16 protein-coding genes and 2 riboswitches are annotated in these 21,235 nt (G+C 37.6%); of the genes, 12 read left to right on the forward strand and 4 right to left on the reverse strand.

Annotation, left to right across the window (positions count from 1 at the left end):
* Positions 1-35 precede the first annotated feature (35 nt).
* Positions 36-1,487, reverse strand: a complete 1,452-nt coding sequence (locus CSE16_RS01265; RefSeq protein ID WP_099422184.1) for a response regulator transcription factor — start codon at positions 1,485-1,487, stop codon at positions 36-38.
* 159 nt (positions 1,488-1,646) lie between these two features.
* On the opposite strand from CSE16_RS01265, the gene CSE16_RS01270 reads away from it, so the two are divergent.
* From CSE16_RS01270 to CSE16_RS01290, 5 genes are all read left to right on the forward strand, one after another.
* On the forward strand, positions 1,647-2,987 hold the full coding sequence (locus CSE16_RS01270) for a YjiH family protein (protein ID WP_099422185.1): 1,341 nt from the start codon (positions 1,647-1,649) through the stop codon (positions 2,985-2,987).
* Between the two features lie 95 nt (positions 2,988-3,082).
* Entirely contained in the window at positions 3,083-4,744 is a 1,662-nt protein-coding gene (gene hutU, locus CSE16_RS01275; RefSeq protein ID WP_099422186.1) for a urocanate hydratase, read from the forward strand.
* A gap of 3 nt (positions 4,745-4,747) precedes the next feature.
* Positions 4,748-6,019: an imidazolonepropionase gene (gene hutI / locus CSE16_RS01280; RefSeq protein ID WP_305849725.1), complete on the forward strand. Its 1,272-nt coding sequence runs from the start codon at positions 4,748-4,750 to the stop codon at positions 6,017-6,019.
* Positions 6,016-6,984 carry an agmatinase family protein gene (locus CSE16_RS01285; protein ID WP_099422188.1) on the forward strand — a complete coding sequence of 323 codons (969 nt, stop codon included), beginning with the start codon at positions 6,016-6,018 and terminating at the stop codon, positions 6,982-6,984. The genes hutI and CSE16_RS01285 overlap by 4 nt, the downstream gene beginning before the upstream one ends.
* Before the next feature lie 201 nt (positions 6,985-7,185).
* Positions 7,186-8,391 carry an RtcB family protein gene (locus tag CSE16_RS01290; protein WP_099425718.1) on the forward strand — a complete coding sequence of 402 codons (1,206 nt, stop codon included), beginning with the start codon at positions 7,186-7,188 and terminating at the stop codon, positions 8,389-8,391.
* Positions 8,392-8,618: 227 nt separating this feature from the next.
* Here CSE16_RS01290 and CSE16_RS01295 read toward each other — a convergent pair whose 3' ends face one another.
* Positions 8,619-9,893, reverse strand: a complete 1,275-nt coding sequence (locus CSE16_RS01295; protein WP_099422189.1) for a sensor histidine kinase — start codon at positions 9,891-9,893, stop codon at positions 8,619-8,621.
* Between the two features lie 676 nt (positions 9,894-10,569).
* Here CSE16_RS01295 and CSE16_RS01300 point away from each other — a divergent pair.
* The 3 genes from CSE16_RS01300 to CSE16_RS01310 all read left to right on the forward strand — a co-directional run bounded on the left by CSE16_RS01300 (position 10,570) and on the right by CSE16_RS01310 (position 13,864).
* Positions 10,570-11,130, forward strand: coding sequence for an RNA polymerase sigma factor (locus CSE16_RS01300; RefSeq protein WP_099422190.1), 561 nt, complete (start codon positions 10,570-10,572; stop codon positions 11,128-11,130).
* Positions 11,108-12,628, forward strand: coding sequence for a DUF4179 domain-containing protein (locus CSE16_RS01305; protein WP_099425719.1), 1,521 nt, complete (start codon positions 11,108-11,110; stop codon positions 12,626-12,628). Before CSE16_RS01300 ends, CSE16_RS01305 begins: the two co-directional genes overlap by 23 nt.
* A 192-nt stretch (positions 12,629-12,820) precedes the next feature.
* Entirely contained in the window at positions 12,821-13,864 is a 1,044-nt protein-coding gene (locus CSE16_RS01310) for a nitric oxide synthase oxygenase (RefSeq protein ID WP_099422191.1), read from the forward strand.
* Between the two features lie 49 nt (positions 13,865-13,913).
* Here CSE16_RS01310 and CSE16_RS01315 read toward each other — a convergent pair whose 3' ends face one another.
* Both CSE16_RS01315 and CSE16_RS01320 read right to left on the reverse strand, forming a co-directional pair.
* The gene (locus CSE16_RS01315; protein ID WP_099422192.1) at positions 13,914-14,465 is read right to left on the reverse strand and encodes a restriction endonuclease; all 552 of its coding nucleotides are present in this window, start codon (positions 14,463-14,465) and stop codon (positions 13,914-13,916) included.
* Between the two features lie 81 nt (positions 14,466-14,546).
* Positions 14,547-15,746, reverse strand: a complete 1,200-nt coding sequence (locus CSE16_RS01320; RefSeq protein ID WP_099422193.1) for a CynX/NimT family MFS transporter — start codon at positions 15,744-15,746, stop codon at positions 14,547-14,549.
* 161 nt (positions 15,747-15,907) lie between these two features.
* Positions 15,908-16,088: riboswitch (Lysine riboswitch) on the forward strand.
* 132 nt (positions 16,089-16,220) lie between these two features.
* Between CSE16_RS01320 and CSE16_RS01325 the strand changes: the two genes are divergently transcribed.
* From CSE16_RS01325 to CSE16_RS01340, 4 genes are all read left to right on the forward strand, one after another.
* A complete protein-coding gene (locus CSE16_RS01325; RefSeq protein ID WP_099422194.1) occupies positions 16,221-17,681 on the forward strand; it encodes an amino acid permease in 1,461 nt (486 codons plus the stop codon).
* 529 nt (positions 17,682-18,210) lie between these two features.
* The gene (locus CSE16_RS01330; RefSeq protein ID WP_099422195.1) at positions 18,211-18,900 is read left to right on the forward strand and encodes an RNA 2'-phosphotransferase; all 690 of its coding nucleotides are present in this window, start codon (positions 18,211-18,213) and stop codon (positions 18,898-18,900) included.
* A gap of 126 nt (positions 18,901-19,026) precedes the next feature.
* A riboswitch (purine riboswitch) is annotated at positions 19,027-19,128 on the forward strand.
* Between the two features lie 163 nt (positions 19,129-19,291).
* Positions 19,292-19,864 (forward strand): xanthine phosphoribosyltransferase, encoded by a 573-nt coding sequence (locus CSE16_RS01335; RefSeq protein WP_099422196.1) that lies wholly within the window; start codon positions 19,292-19,294, stop codon positions 19,862-19,864.
* A 74-nt stretch (positions 19,865-19,938) separates the two neighbouring features.
* Positions 19,939-21,225 (forward strand): nucleobase:cation symporter-2 family protein, encoded by a 1,287-nt coding sequence (locus CSE16_RS01340; RefSeq protein ID WP_099422197.1) that lies wholly within the window; start codon positions 19,939-19,941, stop codon positions 21,223-21,225.
* Positions 21,226-21,235 lie beyond the last annotated feature (10 nt).

The following is a 21,235-nucleotide window of genomic DNA, read 5'->3' on the forward strand; positions in this document are numbered from 1 at the left end:
AATTTTCTATTTCATCTTATATAGTTTGTTGCAATTTACAATTGATACGTTTTTCGGTATTTATACGGTGTCAGGACGGTATGCTCTCGAAATACTTTAATAAAATAATTACTATCGACAAAACCATTCATTTCAGCGATTTCTGAAATAGGGTAATCGGTTTCAAGTAGCATCTTTTCAGCTTGCTGTACGCGGTATTGCTGCAAGTACCTTTTAAACGTCACACCTTGCCTTTTTGAAAAGAGTTGACTTAAATAATTTGGTGTAATACGCAATTTTTCTGCAACTAATAAGAGGGATAAGGAGCTATTGGAATATAGTTTTTCAATTTGTTCAATGGCCAATTCACTATAATCTGTTAGCTGTTGCATACGTGCGGATTTGGCGAATGTTAAAACAGACTGCGTGAAAAAAATCATCTCCTGCACGATTGTATAAAGAATAGGCTCATCTAAAATTAACGAAAATAATTGGCGGTAGTGATGTTCGACCTTTACTTGCTGCTGCAAATGGTGCTTTAGCATGAACCGGCGAATTTGTGCAAGCACGCTCGTGAGATGAATGCGCACTTCTTCCTGTGGATAAAAGCGATTTGGTTCTGACAATTTATATAAAAATTGTTTCACCGCAGATAAATTCCCTTCTTCTAAAGAAGTAATCCAAAGCTGCTGCTGCTCGGGTGTTAGTAACGGATCCAAATGCGATAAGGAAATAGATTCCGATGTTAAAAAGACATGCTCATACCCTTTGTAAAAGCGTTGTGTCAGTACTTGCTTTGCCTCAGTATACATATCCCGCAATGTTGCATCCATTCCATCATAAATGGCGATATTTAAAAATTCCCCGGTCATCATATGCCATTCTTGTATGACTAAGCGCAAATTTTTACCAAATTGTGCCTGCTCTTGCCCCGAGATTAAACATAAAATCCGCTTTTGCAATGGAAATGCTGTTAGCTCTGAAAAAATAGGTGACTGTATAAGCCAATGATAAAGCTGTAAGTTCGCATCAAAATTTGAAGGCTCGATTAAAATAAATTTTGATTGTGTCGAATGAATGATTTCTGGCGAATTTAAAAATAAATCTACATACATTTGGGCATCGGTTTGCGTCTGATTGGCAAATGAAATTGTGCTTTCCGGTGTGGGTAGCGTCATCAACGTCGATTTTAACTGCTCTAAAGGAATAGGCTTTACAAATAATTGTTTTGCTTGCAGCGAGATAGCTTTCATCGCGTGCTGAAAAAAAGGCTGTGCGGTAAAACAAATGATATGAAGCAACCTATTTTTTAAGAGTTTCTCAACATGTACCGTTACAAGCGCCACGTCGAGCATGAGGATTGTTGGTTCAAATGAATTGAGCATTCGCTCTAATTCCATTACATCCGTAAGCCCTGAAAATTGCATTCCACTCGAAAAATAATTTTTTAAATACCACTCTATCCCCTGTATTTCTGCTTGGTCGCGTTCAAGTAATAAAATACGCATAAACCGGCATCCCACCTTATAAAATTACTATTTAAAATAAAATTACTATTAATAATAGATAAATACGTCATTACTATAAAATTTTACTATAAAGGTGTAAGTTTTTCTATATATTCCGAATTAAAAGACACTTATAGTGGAACTGAGGGGTGAGGGAAATTGACAAATTACCAACAAGAACAAAATCAAGGGATTCAAAAAGTCGAAAAATTTGAACTATCCATATTTATGAAAATGATTATTTGTAGTTTCATAGGAATTTTTAGTTTCTTTGTTTCATTTGAATGGAACGGAAAAAAAACAATCTTAGTTGACCACGTTGTTAATGCTATTTCTACTTACACACCAGCATTAGTAAACGGCTATGTCTTAATTTTACTAGTGCTCGGTGCATTCTATCCATTTGTCACAAAAAAATGGAAAACTTCTGCTGTAAATATGGTGCTATCTATTTTTAAGTTAGGTGGACTTGTAGCAGGTGTCATGCTTATTTTTGGCTTCGGCCCAGCTTGGTTATTTAATCCAGATATTGGTCCATTTTTACTAGAAAAATTAATTAAGCCAGTTGGTTTAGTTATTCCAATTGGATCTGTCTTTTTAGCCTTGCTTGTTTGTTATGGATTGCTTGAGTTTATAGGGGTACTCATGCAGCCAATTATGAAACCTGTTTTTAGAACACCAGGTCGCTCAGCGGTAGATGCAGTGGCGTCATTTGTAGGAAGTTATTCGGTAGGCTTACTTTTAACGAATCGTGTTTATAAAGAAGGGAAATATACAGCGCGTGAAGCGGCTATTATTGCAACAGGCTTCTCCACAGTATCGGCAACATTTATGGTCATAGTCGCAAAAACATTAGATTTAATGGAGCACTGGAATACATTTTTCTGGGTAACGCTTATTGTGACATTCATCGTAACAGCCATTACTGCGCGTATTTATCCTTTAAATAAAATTAAAAATGAATACTATGATGGTGCGACACCACAGCCAGAAAAAATGGTGACAAAGGATCGTTTGAAAACGGCTTGGACAGAAGCAGTGGAAGCAACGAACTCCAATCCATCATTAGCAAAGAATTTATTCATCCATTTAAAAGATGGCTTAATTATGGCGATGGGAGTTATTCCTTCTATTTTATCAATAGGTTTACTAGGCATGGTACTTGCCATTTATACTCCATTATTTGATTGGTTAGCGTATATTTTTGTGCCTTTCACGTATTTATTACAAGTTCCAGAGCCGATGTTGGCAGCGAAAGCTATGTCAGTATCAATTGCTGAAATGTTTTTACCAGCAATGATTGTAGCGGGCGCTGATATTATTACGAAATTTATCATTGCTGTTATTTCGATTTCGGCTATTTTATTTTTCTCTGCGGTAATACCAGTAATTTTATCAACAGATATTCCGTTAACGATTCGCCAAATGATTATTATTTGGTTCCAACGTGTCGTATTAACACTCATAATCGTAACACCAATAGCATTTATCTTATTTTAAAAATGGTCCAACACCGAAATATGCGGTTAAGCGCATATTTTAGTAAAGATCCTTAAAAATAACGTTTTATTTAAAATTAAAAGGAGCGATTTAAGATGGTATTTAAAACAAACATTCGAGCACCAAGAGGAAACGAATTAACATGTAAAGGTTGGACACAGGAAGCAGCAATGCGTATGCTGATGAATAATTTGGATCCAGAAGTAGCGGAAAATCCAGACGAATTAGTTGTTTATGGCGGTATTGGTAAGGCAGCACGTGATTGGGAAAGCTTTGAAAAAATGATCGATACATTAAAAGTATTAGAAGACGATGAAACAATGCTTGTGCAATCAGGGAAGCCAGTTGCAGTTTTTAAAACACATGAAAATGCACCACGCGTATTAATCGCAAACTCAAACTTAGTACCAGCATGGGCAAATTGGGATCACTTTTATGAATTAGAAGAACGCAACTTAATGATGTACGGTCAAATGACGGCAGGCTCATGGATTTATATTGGAGCACAAGGGATTTTACAAGGGACGTATTTAAGTTTTGTAGAAGCAGGGAAAAAGAAATTTGGTACACCTGATTTACGTGGAAAATTCATTTTAACAGGTGGTATGGGCGGTATGAGTGGTGCGCAACCACTTGCTGGAAAAATGGCGGGCGCGGTAATTTTAGTTGTCGAGGTAGATCGCACGCGCATCGAACGTAAAATTAAAGAGGGTTACTGTGACTATATTGTTGAAACAGTGGATGAAGCGATTGAGCTTGTTAATAAGCTGACAGCTGCGAATGAACCTGCTTCAATTGGATTAGTAGGAAACTGTGCAGATGTAAACCGTGAATTATTAAACCGTGGCGTGATTCCGGATTTTGTAACGGATCAAACTTCTGCGCATGACCCAATAAATGGCTATATTCCAAATGGTATGACGTTGGAGGAAGCGTTAAAGCTACGCAAATCAGATGTGAAAACATATGAGCGTCTTGCAAAAGAAACAATGGCAGAGCATGTTCGTACAATGCTTGAATTCCAGGGAAAGGGTGCAGAAACATTTGATTACGGAAATAATATTCGTGCTTACGCAAAAGAAATGGGCGTAGAAAATGCCTTTGATTTCCCAGGTTTCGTACCAGCTTATATTCGTCCGTTATTCTGTGAAGGAAAAGGACCATTCCGCTGGGCAGCATTATCAGGAGACCCTGAAGATATTTACAAAACAGATCAACTTGCAAAGGAAATGTTTGCGGATGATGAAGGGTTAGTCAATTGGATTGATATGGCGCAAAAAATGGTGAAGTGGCAAGGCTTACCAGCACGTATTTGCTGGTTAGGCTATGGCGATCGTCATCGTTTCGCATTAAAAGTAAATGAAATGGTTGCTAGTGGCGAATTAAAAGCACCAATTGTTTTCGGTCGTGACCATTTAGATTCGGGTTCAGTTGCTTCACCAAACCGTGAAACAGAAGCAATGATGGATGGCTCAGATGCAGTATCGGATTGGCCGTTATTAAACGCATTAGTGAATACAGCAGGTGGCGCAAGCTGGGTAAGCCTACATCATGGCGGCGGTGTAGGGATGGGTTATTCTCAGCACGCAGGTCAAGTATTAGTAGCGGACGGCACACAGTTAGCAGCAGATAAAATTAATCGCGTATTAGTAGCAGATCCAGGAATGGGCGTTGTACGTCACGCGGATGCAGGCTATGAGATCGCAATTCGTACAGCAAAAGAAAAAGGCGTTAATATGCCGATGCTAAAAGGATGATGAATCGTGGCAATTTTAATTAAAAATGCAAATGAAGTCATTACGATGCAGTCGAATGTAGAAGGTCCCCGTCGCAAGGAACAGATGAGTGAGCTTGGACTGCTGAAGGAAGTTTGTGTACTTTTAGATGGCGAGCAAATCATTATGATTGCACCGCTTGAAGAGCTTGAAGCAAAATTTCCGCACTTAGTACAAAGTGCGGAAGTGATTGATGCAGCCGGGAAAATTATTATGCCTGGACTCGTAGATTGCCATACACATTTAGTGCATGGGGGGACGCGTGAGCATGAGTTGAATATGCGTCTTTCTGGAAAAACGTATATGGAAATTATGAATGCAGGTGGTGGCATTCATTACACGACAACAAAGACACGAGAAGCGAGCTTTGATGAACTGTATGACAAAACGTACAATCATTTAAATGATTTTTTACGCTACGGCATTACAACGGTCGAGGCAAAATCTGGTTACGGACTTGATTGGGAAACGGAAAAGAGACAATTAGAAGTTGCAAAAAAATTGCAAGAAACACATGCGGTAGATATTGTTTCAACTTTTATGGGTGCTCATGCAGTGCCAACTGAGTATAAAGGGAATGAGGAAGCGTTTGTTGAGTTAATCATCAATGACATGCTTCCAAAAGTTGCTGAGCTTGGATTGGCCGAATTTAACGATGTGTTTTGTGAAAAGGGTGTCTTTGCACCGGAGCAATCACGCCGCATTTTAGAAGCAGGGAAAGCATACGGTTTAACACCGAAAATTCACGCGGATGAAATTGAACCGTATGAAGGTGCGGAATTGGCTGCCGAAGTAGGTGCTATTTCAGCGGAGCATTTACTCGTTGCTTCAGATGAAGGCATTGAGGCGATGGCAAAAGCCGGAACGATTGCCGTGCTATTACCGGGAACTGCCTTTTTCCTACGCGCACCTTATGCAAGAGGTCGTTTAATGGTGGATAGTGGTGTACCAGTTGCTATTTCGACTGATTTTAATCCGGGCTCATCTCCTACGATTAGCTTGCCGTTCGTTCAAAATTTAGCTTGTATGAATATGGGCATGACGATGGAAGAAGTGCTTTGTGCGACAACTGTCAATTCAGCGTATGCGATTAATCGGGGCAATGAAATCGGCACGCTGGAAAATGGGAAAAAAGCAGACGTACTTATTTTAAATGTTCCGAACTATAAGCAACTACAATATTTCTATGGCATGAATCATACGGACACTGTGATTAAAGCGGGGAAAGTAGTTGTACAGGGGGGAACCTTATTGTGAGTCAGTTTCTCATTTCACCTGCTACAACATGGAATCGTGTCAATCACGAGGATATGAAAGTAAAGGACTGGATTGAGCCAAGCTACGCACAATTAGAAAATCGATTTGATGTCGTGATAACGGGTGTACCGTTATCACGTTCTTCGATTAGTGCATCAGCTGCTTCAGAATATCCAGATAGCTTCCGTAAAAGTTGGAACTTCTTTACGACGTATTCTATTGATGAGGACGTTGATTTTCGTGCACTACGCATTGCCGATGTAGGGGATGTCAAAATGCATGGCACGAATATTTTACAATGTCATGAAAATATTGAGCATGCTATAACGGATATTCAAAAAAAATGCCCAGATAGCTTTTATGTTCAAATTGGTGGCGATCATTCGATTACAGCGCCAATTATTCGTTCATTAGCAAAACATACAGGTAAACGAATTGGGATTGTACAATTTGATACGCATCTAGATTTGCGTTCTACTGAAAGTGATGGTCCGTCAAATGGTACGCCGATTCGCCAACTGCTGGATGCAGGAATTATTCGTGGCGAGGATGTTTATAACATCGGACTTCATGGATTTTATAATGCACCAAGTTTAATGAAAGCTGCGAATCATTATGGTGTGAATCGCATTACGCTGAAGCAATTTCGTGAAAATGGTGCGGAAAAGCAAATTGCAGAAGTGATGAAGGCACTGCAGGACAAGGTCGATATTGTATATGTAACGGTTGACATGGACGTGCTAGATATTACATACGCACCGGGTGTGCCCGCTTCGACTCCGGGTGGGATGCGCACGGATGAGCTATTTGATTTATTGTATGAGGTAGGGAAATACGACATCGTGCGCGGCATGGACTTTGTATGTTTAGATCCGTATCGTGATACACTTGAGCAACAAACAGTGAAAGCGGGAACGTATGCGTTTTTAACGGCGATGGTTTCTAGATATGTATATTTGAAATGAATTGAGAGCGTAACCGCTTAACTGAGGTTACGCTTTTTTTATATGTAAAGTGGGAATAATTTGAAACTTATCTTTACATTTTTCGTAAATAATAGCATGACTGTTTATGGGAAAGGGAAGAATGTATGCGAATTGTTATGTAAGTTTTATGAAGCACTTTATAATCGGATGGATAAAAATAATGCAAAGGAAGTGAAGGTAATGATTGAAGTAAAAGGTCAGTACACGGATGCAGTGATTTATACAAATAACCCGCAAGAAGCTGCCATTTTGCAAATCAAGGAGCTCGTCAATCAATCCTTTATGCAAGGGGCAAAGGTACGCATTATGCCAGATTACCATGCAGGGAAAGGTTGTGTAATTGGTACGACGATTGTATTGAATGATCGGGTTGTGCCAAATTTAGTCGGTGTGGATGTTGGCTGTGGTGTGCTCGTTTCAGAAATTGGCAAGGGAAAGGTTGATTTTAATAAGCTTGATGAAATCATTCGTAGCTTTGTCCCAAGTGGGAATGCAATTCATGAAAACGTAGACAAGGCCAATCTAACCGAAACATATACAAATGAAGCTTTTATTGCACGCGGCTTACAAGATGATTATACGAATCGTTCGCTCGGTACGCTTGGTGGAGGCAATCATTTCGTAGAGATCGCACAAGATGATACAGGCATACACTATTTGCTCATTCATACAGGGTCACGTTATGTAGGTGCGAAGGTGGCAAGCTGGCATCAAAAACGTGCATTTGAGTCATTGCAGCGTGCGGATTTAACGGAAAAGATGAATCAGTTAAAAGAGGAAGGCCGTCATCAGGAAATTCAAGAGATGATTCAAGCATTTAAGTTAGAAAATCCTGTTGTACCGAAAGATTTAGCTTATTTAGAAGGCGATTTGTTTACGGATTACATTGCAGATATGAAACTAGCACAGCAATTCGCACGAGATAATCGCAAGGTCATTGCACAAATAATTGCTGAACATATGAAATGGGATTATCAATCACAGTTTGATTCAGTGCATAATTACATTGATACGGATTCGATGATTTTACGTAAAGGGGCTGTTCGCGCGGCAAGTGGGGAGCAGTTAGTCATTCCGATGAATATGCGTGATGGCTCATTAATTTGTGTTGGGAAAGGTAATGCAGAGTGGAACGAATCAGCACCCCACGGAGCAGGACGTATTTATTCACGAAAAGCAGCGATGAAAAACTTATCAATGGATGATTTTAATGAGACAATGAGTGGCATTTGGACGACTTCTGTATCAGAAGAAACATTAGATGAAGCCCCAATGGCATACAAGCCGATGCAAGAAATTGTCGATCAAATTGGTGAGACGGTCGAAATCCAAAAGCATATTACGCCGGTATATAATTTCAAGGCGAGCGATAAATGGAAGAAATGAATTACACCTTGGCGTAATTGAGCCCGGAGCAGATGAGCACACAGGCAGTGAGGTGATGCCTGTGTATTTTTTAAAATAGCTTAACACCAAAATCTGTACTTGCGAAATATTCAAGCTTATAACATATGCCGTCGAATGCATCATAGAAAACTTACATTAAGATGTTAGAATCATTTGTTTAACATAAATGAATTTTCTTCACTTATAGTAACCTTCATACAATCCCTCTATTCGATTACGATAATTTGAGTAAAAAATCCATTTTCTACATTTGTATTTAACGTTACATTCGGATAATTATTCAAGATACTTTTAACCGTGCTTAACCCTTTTCCACGATTTTGTCCCTTTGTTGAAAAGCTCTCTGTAAATATTTGCTCTATATTGACCGGTTCATCGACCATAGTATTATCAATAATAATCATCAAGGAATCTGGAGTACTTTTAAAAAACGCAATACCAATGTCTTTTTGAGACTCCGTGCGATTATTCGCTTCAATTGCGTTATCAAAAAAGATGCCTAAAATTCTAGCGATATCAATTACATTCATATTGATTTCGTCAATTTCATCAGCTATTTCAAGATCGACTGATATGCCTTCTTTTTCAGCTTGCAACGTCTTCGTTAAAATGAGCCCTTTAATTCCTGGAATGTGCAACTTTGATATGTTCGCTAGCTGCTCATTTCTTTTTAATGTATCTTCTTCGGCTGTAAAAATATGCTTTTTGAAATATTTCTTTAAACCTTCAAAATCATCTAGCTCTATGTATCCCTGCATCGTAAATAAGATGTTCGCATGGTCATGACGAAACTTTTGCATATCATGATTGATTAACTCCATTGAATGCATATAGTCTGTAAACTGTTCGGTTTCAAATTTAATCTTTTGGATATTATTTTCCTTTTTTATAGTTTTAGTTGTGAAATAAAGAACAAATAACATGATTGTAAAATAAATAAACTGTGTAATAATGTTGAATTTCAGTAGATTATCTTGTGAAAAATATTCTGTTAAGTAAATGTTGATATAGAAGGTGCTCATCGTCACAAATGCTATAAACATAATCAGTACATAGGCACTCTTCTTTTTACCAAACATTATATAAATCCGTCTTGTTACTAAATGATAAACGATGGTGTTAATTGAAAATAAAACAACAAATATACAATATTGTTCTAAAATTCCTGGCAGGAAATCATAAGGTAAGGACTTCATCAAATATTGTGAAACGTTGTCTGATATAATACCGATAATCAAAACGAAACATAGATGTATAAGAGTAAGGTATCTTTTAGTTAACCAATAAAAATAAAGAAAGAAACTTATGATTATGAAAATAATTCCTTGCCACTGACCAATCCAAAGGAAAATAAGAGTAGTAGGGCAAATAACCATTAAAACATAAACTAAAATATCCTTATGTTTAATATTTTTTTGTGTTATGAAGGTAATTGCCCAAAATATTAAAACAAACTCAATAATTAAAAATAAAAGCTCCATGTGATACCCCGTCTTAAGTTATTCTTTTGATGCTAGTGTAAAGATTAATGCTAACAGAATACTAGTACCTATGTATAAATAGGTTACTGGAAAAGTTATGTTTAAATCAGCTAAATAATTGACTGCTACAGGAATTACAATCCCGCGCCAAATAAGACAAGCATATAAACTATTGAGGTGTCACTTGTCGTATAAGAAAGAAGATAATATGTATAATTAAAGATGGAACAAAAATTTCCTCATTCAAGGACTGAATAATGTTCTGGATTCAAAAGATTAAATAGGGCAGTTTCTAGTCTATTACTCCAGTATTTCTCCCTCTAAAAATAGTAATTTACAAACAACCTCATATCCCCCAAAAACATTTTCCTAGTACAATTATATCATTATTTTACATATAAGGTTTACTATGTGGATTTTATTATGCTTAATAAGCAAGTATTAAATTGCACATGAGTTGCACGAACACAACAGAGATTCAGTTGAAAGTCTTGAAAACAACTGGGTAAAAAATACAACACCTAAAGAAATAGTCAATATGTACAAGTTTCGCTGAACGATTGAAAATTGTTTATTTCATTTTACATAGACAAACATATATTCTGGTAAAAACCTTTATAAATAGTGAAATTATTTCGTTCGCCAACCCGTTATAGTTAATGAAGGGGGGAAGATGATGAACGAGCAATTGATTATAAAAAAAGTATTAGCAGGCGACAAAAGTGCCTTTGCCGCAATTATTCAAACCTATAAAAATCCACTTTACGCCACGATTTTACGCATGACTTATGATGCACAGCTTGCTCAGGACCTTGTGCAGGAAGCATTTATTAAAATATATGAGCAGCTAGCGCACTATAAAGCAACGGGCTCATTTAAAAGCTGGATGTACCGTGTAGCTATTAATCATTGTTTGGATGAACTACGGAAAAAGCAGTATCAATATAAAAATGAGCCGATTGAGGATGAGCAACTTGTGGAAAAAAATCATCCTGAAGTAGTGTATTTGAAAAGAGAAAGGGAGCGGCAATTAGAACGGTTGCTAAGTCAATTACCCGAGCAGGAACGAATGATTTTATTATTACGCTATAACAATGAATGCAGCTATGAGGAAATTAGTGAGCTGATGCATATATCAGTATCGGATGTTCGCAATAAATTACATCGTTCAAAGAAAAAGATGCGTCAGCAAGTAAAAGAAGGAGGCGATTTTTATGAACTGTCCGAGCGTGGATAAGCTATCGCAATATGTGGATCACTTACTAAATCAAGAGGAACAGCAAGCTATTGCGGAACATCTGAAACAATGTACGAGCTGTCAGCAAATTGTTACGTTATTTGAAGGAGAAGAGCAATTTCTAAAAGAAACGCTTCAAGCACCAACGTTACCAGATGATTTTGAAGCGCAAATTTTAGCGCAAGTAAAGCCATATAAGAAAAAACGAACTATTTGGATGATTAGCTCAGGTGTCGCTGCGGCAGCGGTTTTGTCAGTGGGGATTTTAACAGTAGTCAGTCCAAGCTTTGCGGAATTAATTGCCAGTTTCTTTTCAACTGAGCAGGTGGATTCAGGCTATCATGAGGCAGAAACGCTTGGTTTTGTTGAGCAAGTGAATTATGAAGTAACGGACAACGGGTTAACAGTTCGGGTCGATGAGGTGATGGCAGATACAACACGACTCGCATTCACGTACCAAATTATCGATAAAAATGGCAAGGTAAAGAATCCCTATATTGAGAATTGGCATGAAAAAAATAACATGAAGTTTATGAATAATGCGAATGAGGAATTGCCACAAGAAGATTATGGTTCATGGCACTACAAAGAAGGCGATATCGGCTTTTTTGAATTGAGAACACCGAATGTTACAGAGGACGTTATATTAAAATGGCAAATACGAGACATCAATGGCAAAGAAGGAAATTGGGATATGGAGATTCCGATTCCTATCGAAAAAGCACTGGCCTCTATGACAATATTGAATTTACAAAACGCGACGTATGCACAGCAAAATGTAAGCGTCACATTTGAAAAAGCGCGATTTTCACCATCCGCAATGGAAATAAGCTATACGACTGCATTTACAGAGCCGTTAAAGGAATCAAAACTGTCAGCAAAGGCTTTTACACAACCTGATGTAGATGTCGCGTATATGATTAAAGATGAGAAAGGTGAGCTGCTTGCAACGAATTTCACTTATGGTAGTTATTTTGGTGACGGTAAGGGGGCAATTTCTGCAATTGGTACTACTTCAGAAAACCAACAACAATTTAGTCATAAGGAAATGTTTGTCCCTATAAAAACAGAAAAGCCATCCCTTGTTGTTGCAGGTTTTTTAAATCACGAAACAGTTGAGGAAGCTGTAAAATTCCATCCTTCTGATTTGAAGAATAAGGAGAAAGACAAACCAGCCCTTATATTTAATGGCGAGCCGATAACGGTAAAGTTCATGCAAAAAGTGACGAATACAGGTTTGCGAATGGATTGGCCATTTATACAGCGAGAGCACTATGCGGAAATTATGATTGATTATGATCGTGAAAAAATAAAAGAGGAACTGGATAGCTGGGTTTTAGAGGATTCCAAGGGTGAGTTGTATACCGTTTATAATAGTGGAGGCCGTTTGCTCGTTTACGGGGTGGATTCTTTAGATGAGGAATTTACGCTCCACCTTACGAAAGTTGTGAAATTTAATCCATTGGAAAAACCTTGGCGCATTCCGCTTTATGAATAAAAAGGCATTTAGTAAAACCACATAAAAAAAGACATAGTTTTTATCGAAGGTGAGCTATGTCTTGCTCGTATATATTAACCCGAATTTGAACACTTTAAGTCATGTATGTAAAATACATCTTTACTATGGAAAGGCTTTCATTGAGTTTGTTACAAAAACGCTTCAAAATGAAAGGGGTAGGGGGAATACAACATGAACGAACAAGAACTAAATTCATTTTTAGCTTTATATAAAAAAGAAACGAAACAAACAGATGCATGGCTAGAACGTCGCCTTAATCAAGCGGAAGACCCACAATTTAACTTTACAACAGAGGAATTAACATTTGGTGCGCGTGTTGCTTGGCGCAATAGTAATAAATGCATTGGTCGATTATTTTGGAATAGCTTAACTGTGTTGGACCAGCGTCATTTATTGGATGAGGAAGAGGTTTTTGGAGCGCTACTAGAGCATATTGCCTTTGCTACAAACAACGGAAAAATCCGGCCAGTCATTTCGATTTTTGCACAAAACCGTGTACATATTTGGAATCATCAGCTCATTCGCTATGCAGGCTATGAAACCGCAGATGGTGTAATTGGTGATTCAGATTCATTGGCCTTTACAAAAATATGTGAGGCATTAGGTTGGCGCGGGGCATGTACAAATTTTGATGTGCTGCCACTTGTCATTCAAATAGATGATCACCAACCAACGTTTTTTGAAATTCCGAAAGACTATATAGTCGAAGTACAAATCGAGCATCCACACTATGATTTCTCAAGCTTACAAATGAAATGGTATGCCGTTCCGATTATTTCGAGCATGCGCTTTAATATTGGTGGAATGGACTTTCAAGCAGCGCCGTTTAATGGCTGGTATATGGGAACAGAAATTGGCGCGCGTAATTTAGCTGATGAAGCACGCTATCATTTCTTGCCAAAGGTGGCACAGCAAATGGGGCTAGAAACAACTTCGAATGCATCACTTTGGCAAGATCGAGCACTTGTAGAATTAAATGTCGCGGTGTTACATTCCTATAAGAAATCGGGTGTGAGCATTGTGGATCATCATACCGCAGCACAACAGTTTCAATTGTTTCAACAGCAGGAACAAAAAGAACAGCGCGAAGTAACGGGGAACTGGGTGTGGCTCATTCCACCACTTTCTCCTGCGACAACATCTATTTACCATCAACCGATTCACAATAAAACGAATAAACCAAATTATTTCTACCAGCAGCTTCCTTATAAATAAACAAAAAGTCCCCCTCATCCATGTAAAAGGGATAAGGGGGATACTTTCGTTATTTATTCAAAATGATATCAATTAATTCGTCACGATCAATTAAATAAACATCATTAATGTCGGCCAGTTTTTTTGCCTGTTTTGTAAAATGGCTATTCGTCACAACCCAAGCTTCAGTCGCATTATACATTTTTACAGCACCGATAATTTCCTGCACTGCTTTCACACCAACAGTACTAGAATAGCGCTTTGCCTGTACAGCAATTACCTCTTTGCCATCTTTTAATAGAAGGTCAGCACCGTAATCTCCGCTTGTTGCTGTATAGCTCACTTTAAAGCCTCGGCGTTTAAATAACTCGCCTAAAAAGCGTTCGAAATCCTCTCCGCTCATTACATCGACTTCACGAATACCGGATTTGCGTAGCTTTGCTGTTTTTCGAGATTTCCACCAAATTTTAAAAGCTATTAATAATACAAAGTAAAGAAGAATCCCAATGCCGACACCTTGTAATGTTTTATTAAAATACCAGCCAGCTGCACCCGCCAGGACGATCATGAACAATGTGAAATTAGGCATTCTTTTCTTTCTTTGTCGGTTTCGTTTACGCAACTTCTATGTACTCCTTTAAATTTCAATGTTGTGATGTTTCTTGTAATTAGAGTATACCATAAATGAGTACATACGTTTGCATTAGACGAATTGTTTTTTCGCGCTTATAAAGGAAGCAGTAAATAATAATACGGAAGCGATTAAAAATAATAGAACCGGGATTGTCCAGCTATTCGTTGCATCGTGGACATAGCCAAATAATACAGGACCAATTGCTGCAACTAAATAACCGACAGACTGTGCAAAGCCCGATAAGTCAGCTGCTTCAAAAGCAGTTTCTGTTCGTAATGTGAAAAACATAAGGACAAGACTAAATGACGCTCCTCCTGCAAAACCTAAAAACATCATCCATAAAACGGCCAAGCTTGTCCATTCCATTAACACACCAGTAAACCCGATTATGTAACAAATGGAAAAAAAGAGCACAATCGGACGTTGTGATGAAAGCTTTCCGGCAATAATTGGAACGACAAATGTTAGTGGAATTTGTGCAAGCTGCATGATGGAGCCCATCCAACCAGCAGCTTGTGCATCCATCCCCTGGCTAATAAAGATGTCTGGTAGCCAAGCGCTTGAACAATAAAAAATGAGTGATTGTAAGCCCATCGTTGCTGCAATTGCCCATGCAAGAGGGGATTTCCACATTTTCTTTTTCGGTTTGTTCGAGCTGGCAAAGTTCATTTCTACTTTTCGATCCTTTAATATTGGAAGCCAAAAGAGTAAGGTTAATATTCCTAAAATAAGTGAAAGACCAAGTGCTAGTTGCCATCCAGAAATCGATGCAATTGGATAGCTAAGTCCTGCTGCAAGTCCGGCAGAAATATTCATAGATACAGAATAAATACCTGTTAATAATCCAATATGAAGAGGGAATTTCAGCTTGAAATAACTAGGGATGAGCACGTTTCCAAAAGCGATAGCGACCCCGATTAGTATCGTCCCAAAAATGAGAAGCGAAGTCGAGCCAACAGAACGAAGCGCAACACCCATACATAAAATGATAACCGAATAAAATAGTGTCCATTCCATTCCGAATTTCCTAGCGATACGTGCTGCAAACGGCGATACTGCCGCAAAAGCAAGCAAAGGAATCGTTGTTAAAAATCCAGCAAGGACGTTTGAAATCCCTAGTCCATCTCGTATGAACGAAATGATGGGTCCAACAACCGTTAAAGGCGTTCGAAGTGTTGTCGCAAATAAAATAATGGCCAGTGTAAATAGCCAAATAGATTTATTTGATGATAAATTTTTGTCTGTGTATGTAACTAATTTAGAATTCATTTTTTCACGTCCTTTATTTAAATCAATATTATTATAACAGATGAGATCAGTTGCGCGAATTATCTGAAGAGATAATAAAATTCGAATTGGTTGCTATCAAAAATTTGGTATGCTAGAATTTGAACCGTTATAAAAATTAAATATTACATTACCTCATGTCAAAATGAGGTAGAGGTCGCAAGCATTAAGAGTAGTTTAGTGGAGATTGAGAAAATCTGTGAAGCTAATATGAAAGGAATGATTGCCGAAGTGTCATTTTGATTCTCAAAAAATGATGCTGGGGCTGTCTCCGAAAGGAACAGAACTGTCACATGTTAAAGCATGTGTTGAGCTATCTTTCAAGTTTGTCTGGTGTTAAATAAAGCCGTCACAAAAACTTGTGGCGGCTTTTTATCTTCATTTAACAGAAGAATTCAATCTGTATGGATGATTAGATTTGACCCTATTCAAATGAAATAAAAAGGAGAATTTTTCATGAGTGAAATAAAAACAGATCAACTGGGTAATAAAAATAAATTAAAAAGAAGCCTGAAAAGTCGCCACATAACGATGATTTCTTTAGGTGGTACGATTGGAACAGGGCTCTTTCTAGCTTCTGGTGGTGCAATTGCTCAAGCTGGTCCTGGTGGTGCATTACTTGCCTACGCATTAATCGGCGTGATGGTGTACTTTTTAATGACGAGCTTAGGGGAAATGGCCGCATATATGCCAACATCTGGTTCGTTCAGTACGTATGCAACGAAATTTGTCGATCCGGCGCTAGGTTTCGCATTAGGTTGGAACTACTGGTACAACTGGGCAATTACAATCGCGGCAGAAATCGCAGCCGTATCATTAATTATGAAATACTGGTTTCCAAATAGTTCATCGCTTACATGGACGATATTATTTATTATCGTTGTTCTATCGTTTAACTTACTTTCGGTTAAAGCTTACGGTGAAAGTGAATATTGGTTTGCGATGATTAAAGTAGTAACAGTTATTGTGTTCATTATTGTCAGTTTCCTGATGATTTTCGGGATTTTAGGTGGCAATGATCCGGTAGGCTTTACAAACTTCTTTGTTGGAGATGCACCATTTAACGGTGGATTCCTAGCTATTTTTGGTATTTTCTTAGCTGCAGGTTTCTCATTCCAAGGGACAGAGATGCTCGGTGTAACGGCTGGTGAAACAGATGATCCAGCAAAAAATATTCCAAAGGCAGTACGTTCAGTATTTTGGCGTATCTTACTATTTTATATTTTTGCCATTGGTGCAATTGGATTATTAATTCCTTATACAGATTCACGTTTACTGTCAGAAGACATTGCGACAAGTCCGTTTACATTAGTATTTGAAAATTTAGGCTTTGCATTTGCCGCTTCCGTGATGAATGCAATCATTTTAACAGCGATGCTATCTGCAGGGAACTCTGGTTTATATGCAGCAAGCCGTATGCTATTCCAATTAGCAGTGGATGGAAAAGCACCAAAGTTTTTTGCAAAGGTGAATACGCGCGGAATTCCGGTGTATGCTTTATTGGCGACAATGGCTGTAGGTTGCGTATCATTTTTAGCTTCATTCTTCGGTGATGGTGTCGTTTATATTTGGTTATTAAACGCATCGGGGCTATCCGGATTCATTGCTTGGTTAGGGATTGCAATCAGTCACTACCGCTTCCGTCGTGCATATGTGGCGCAAGGGCATTCACTTAGTGATTTACCATATGTATCGAAGTTTTTCCCGTTTGGTCCATTATTCGCATTTGCGCTCTGTATGATTGTTATTTTAGGGCAAAACTATATGGCATTCACAGGTGACACAATTGATTGGTACGGCGTTTTAGTGTCATACATTGGTTTACCATTATTCGCAGCACTGTGGATCGGCTATAAGTGGAAGCATAAAACAAAAATCGTGCCATTAAAGGATTGCGATTTAACAAATAAATATTAAAAAAAAGCAAAACCTCAAGCTGGGGTTTTGCTTTTTTTGTGATTTTAGGTTATTTCAAAAACTAAAATATGGATAGTAAAATTCGACTGATAACTGAGTTAATGAACGATTGATCTCGTATTGAACAACTGATGTATTTATTGTGTGAAAGTTGGTATACATCGCACGATTTCGTTGAAGCTGCATTAACTGTTAGCACACTTATCGTTGGAGCTAATTGTAAAATTTAACAAAAGAAATAGATATAAAATTTAGATATACTATGAGTTGCAAAATATGGGAGCCTCGAATCCAGTAGAAACAGCAAGTAGAAACAAAGGTTAATACTATCGTGTCCAGTGACAACATCTTCGAGAAAAAACAAGGTGTTTGGCCATTTGTAATGTCAGTTCATAAAAATCCACATAAAAAAAATTCATATTGCGCCAAAAGATAAATAGGGATGGTATTATAAGAATATAATGAAAGAAATGAAAATAGCGTTGACAAAAGCTATTTACGATAAATGAAAGTTAAGGAAGTGATGAAGGTGACTGTTTCAATAGGGTTTTATAAAAAAATTTACAACTGGATAATGAGTGAAGCAAAAAACGAAGTCATTTACCGACCGTTTATTTTGGATGGAAATCCTTATAAATCACGTTTATTTTTAGTTGGTTCAAATGCCATTCCTTTTTTTAAGGTGGAGCAAGGCAGTGAAAAAGGGTTTGCTGATGCGTTACTAAACAGGGATTTAATGGAAGATTTATATAATAGTGAAGTACAACATGCACCACGCGAATTTAAAGGATCTTTGCACTTTGCGAAATGGCTGCAAAAGGAATTAAATGAAACGGCTGTATATACATCTCTGAATACGTACCAAGTTGAAAGTGCCGATGAGTTAAAGGAAGTAAAAAAGGAAAATCCAGAAGCTTTTGCACGCGGGCAAGTTATTTTTGACGAGGTATTAAATGAGTTTCAACCAGAAATAATTGTGCTCCAAGGAACAGCTGCGTTGAATCAATTTAAAGCGATGTATGCTGAACAATTAGTAATTTATAATTCTACAATAACAAAAGTGCAGCATTTAGAGGCAGAAGGCGCCTTTGCAGAAATGCTCGATCATAACGGTAAAAAGGTACATATTTTCGCAACACGTAGCATGTCTTATTTTGGGAAAGATGGTTCTAAATTCGAATGTTTTAAAAATAAAATTTGCGAAATTCTGGATAATTAAAGCAAAATCCGAACATTAACTTCTTTTTTGATAAAAATAACACCAGATTTCCGAATAATAAGAATAATTTTTTTATTTTAATTTTATTGCTTTTCAAAATTGAGATGATTATAATTGGAACATTCACATGACTTAAATAACTTTACTCATATAATAGCAGGGATAAGGCTTGCGAGTTTCTACCGATTTACCATAAATAAATCGACTATGGGTGAAGCATGATTAACGAATGAATAGTCCGATAATTCACTTAGAATCGTTGTGCTACTCATCTGTTATTTCTTTTGAACTTTACTCAGAAGACTTGCTCCACTCTTAACAAGGGGACAGGTTTACTGAGTTTTTTTGTAGTTGGGAATACTTTTACGAAATTGAAGGAGGACTTTATAATATGCAACGTTTAAAAGAAAAGATTGAACAAGAAGGACAAGTACTATCAGATGTTGTCTTAAAAGTAGATTCATTTTTAAATCATCAAATCGACCCCCTATTAATGAAAGAAGTAGGGGAAGAGTTTGCGAACCGTTATTCGGATGTAGTTATTACCAAAGTATTAACTATTGAGTCTTCAGGTATCGCACCAGCGACATTTTTAGGATTAACATTAGGTGCACCTGTCGTATTTGCTCGTAAACGCAAATCACTTACACTAACGGATAATTTGTATACTTCGAAAGTACATTCATTTACTAAAAACGAAACGAATGAGATTTCGGTTTCTAATAAATTTTTATCAGCAGATGATAATGTCATCATTATTGACGATTTTTTAGCGAATGGCGAGGCGTTAAAAGGATTAGTAGATATCGCTAATCAAGCTGGCGCAACAATCGTTGGTGCAGGGATTGTCATTGAAAAAGGATTCCAAGAAGGCGGCAAAATTTTACGTGAGCAAGGATTACGTATCGAATCATTAGCTAATATTAAATCTTTAGCAAATGGTAAAGTAGAATTTTTTGACTAATTTTCAGTAGAACAGTTAAACGAATCGATTTTTTACTCATCAAGAGTACACATAAATTGGGGGAAAACGTTTTTATGAATAACACAAAAGCTACAATGCTTGGGATTCAACATTTACTTGCCATGTATGCAGGTGCGATTTTAGTGCCATTAATTATCGGTGGAGCTCTTAACTTTACCCCTGCTCAAATGACGTATTTAGTCGCGATTGATATTTTTATGTGTGGTGTGGCAACATTACTACAAGTATGGAAAGGTCGCTTTAGCGGGATCGGTTTACCAGTTGTGTTAGGCTGTACGTTCACTGCTGTAAGTCCAATTATTGCGATTGGTACTTCAGGTGGTTTAGGGGATGTTTATGGAGCAATTATTGCATCAGGTATAATTATTGTTATTATTGGTGGATTATTCGGTAAATTAATTCCATTTTTCCCGCCAGTTGTAACAGGTTCTGTCGTAACGATTATCGGAATTAGCTTAATTCCAGTAGCAATAAACAATATGGGTGGCGGTCAAGGTGCTCCTGATTTTGCATCTGGATCAAACGTAGCGCTTGCGTTCATTACATTAGTAATTATTTTAGTTGTGTACCGTTTTACTGTTGGGTTTGTTCGTGCCATTTCTATTTTACTAGGGATGGTAGCAGGTACAGCACTTGGTATTTTCATGGATAAAGTTGATTTTACACCAGTAGCAGATGCTTCGTGGTTACACATTATGCAGCCGTTTTACTTAGCGACACCAACATTTAATGCGTCCGCAATTTTAACGATGACATTAGTCGCGATGGTTTCATTAGTAGAATCTACAGGTGTTTACTATGCATTAAGTGATATTTGTAAAAAGAATTTAACTTCAAAAGATTTAGCAAAAGGGTACCGTGCAGAAGGTTTAGCGTCAATTATTGGTGGTATTTTCAACGCATTCCCGTATACGACATTTTCCCAAAACGTTGGTTTAATCCAAATGTCGGGTGTACGTGACCGCAAAGTGATTTTCATTACAGGTGGTATGCTTGTAGCACTTGGTTTCCTACCAAAATTAGCAGCGATCACAACAATTATTCCTACGCCAGTGCTTGGGGCAGCGATGTTAGCCATGTTTGGTATGGTTATTACACAAGGGATTCGCATGCTAGCACCAGAGATTGCAAAATCAATGGAAAATGCGATGGTTGCAGCAATAGCAGTTGGTTTAGGTGTAGGTGTTGCAGTAGTACCAGAAATTTTCGCTAACTTACCAAAATCACTATCGATTTTGACTTCAAACGGAATTGTAGCTGGTTCAATTACAGCGATTTTATTAAATATTCTATTTAATATGATTGGACCGAAACGCAAAGATCCCATGCATGTAGATTAACAAATACAAT

Source organism: Solibacillus sp. R5-41 (assembly GCF_002736105.1).
Classification (GTDB): domain Bacteria; phylum Bacillota; class Bacilli; order Bacillales_A; family Planococcaceae; genus Solibacillus.

Excerpts from the sequence above, each read along its gene's own strand:
- CSE16_RS01340 (WP_099422197.1), top strand. The coding sequence starts at position 19,939 with ATGAATAACACAAAAGCTACAATGCTTGGGATTCAACATTTACTTGCC.
- CSE16_RS01320 (WP_099422193.1), bottom strand. The coding sequence starts at position 15,746 with ATGAATTCTAAATTAGTTACATACACAGACAAAAATTTATCATCAAAT.
- CSE16_RS01300 (WP_099422190.1), top strand. The coding sequence starts at position 10,570 with ATGAACGAGCAATTGATTATAAAAAAAGTATTAGCAGGCGACAAAAGT.
- CSE16_RS01265 (WP_099422184.1), bottom strand. The coding sequence starts at position 1,487 with ATGCGTATTTTATTACTTGAACGCGACCAAGCAGAAATACAGGGGATA.
- CSE16_RS01290 (WP_099425718.1), top strand. The coding sequence starts at position 7,186 with ATGATTGAAGTAAAAGGTCAGTACACGGATGCAGTGATTTATACAAAT.
- CSE16_RS01310 (WP_099422191.1), top strand. The coding sequence starts at position 12,821 with ATGAACGAACAAGAACTAAATTCATTTTTAGCTTTATATAAAAAAGAA.
- hutU (WP_099422186.1), top strand. The coding sequence starts at position 3,083 with ATGGTATTTAAAACAAACATTCGAGCACCAAGAGGAAACGAATTAACA.
- CSE16_RS01325 (WP_099422194.1), top strand. The coding sequence starts at position 16,221 with ATGAGTGAAATAAAAACAGATCAACTGGGTAATAAAAATAAATTAAAA.
- CSE16_RS01295 (WP_099422189.1), bottom strand. The coding sequence starts at position 9,893 with ATGGAGCTTTTATTTTTAATTATTGAGTTTGTTTTAATATTTTGGGCA.
- CSE16_RS01335 (WP_099422196.1), top strand. The coding sequence starts at position 19,292 with ATGCAACGTTTAAAAGAAAAGATTGAACAAGAAGGACAAGTACTATCA.
- CSE16_RS01305 (WP_099425719.1), top strand. The coding sequence starts at position 11,108 with ATGAACTGTCCGAGCGTGGATAAGCTATCGCAATATGTGGATCACTTA.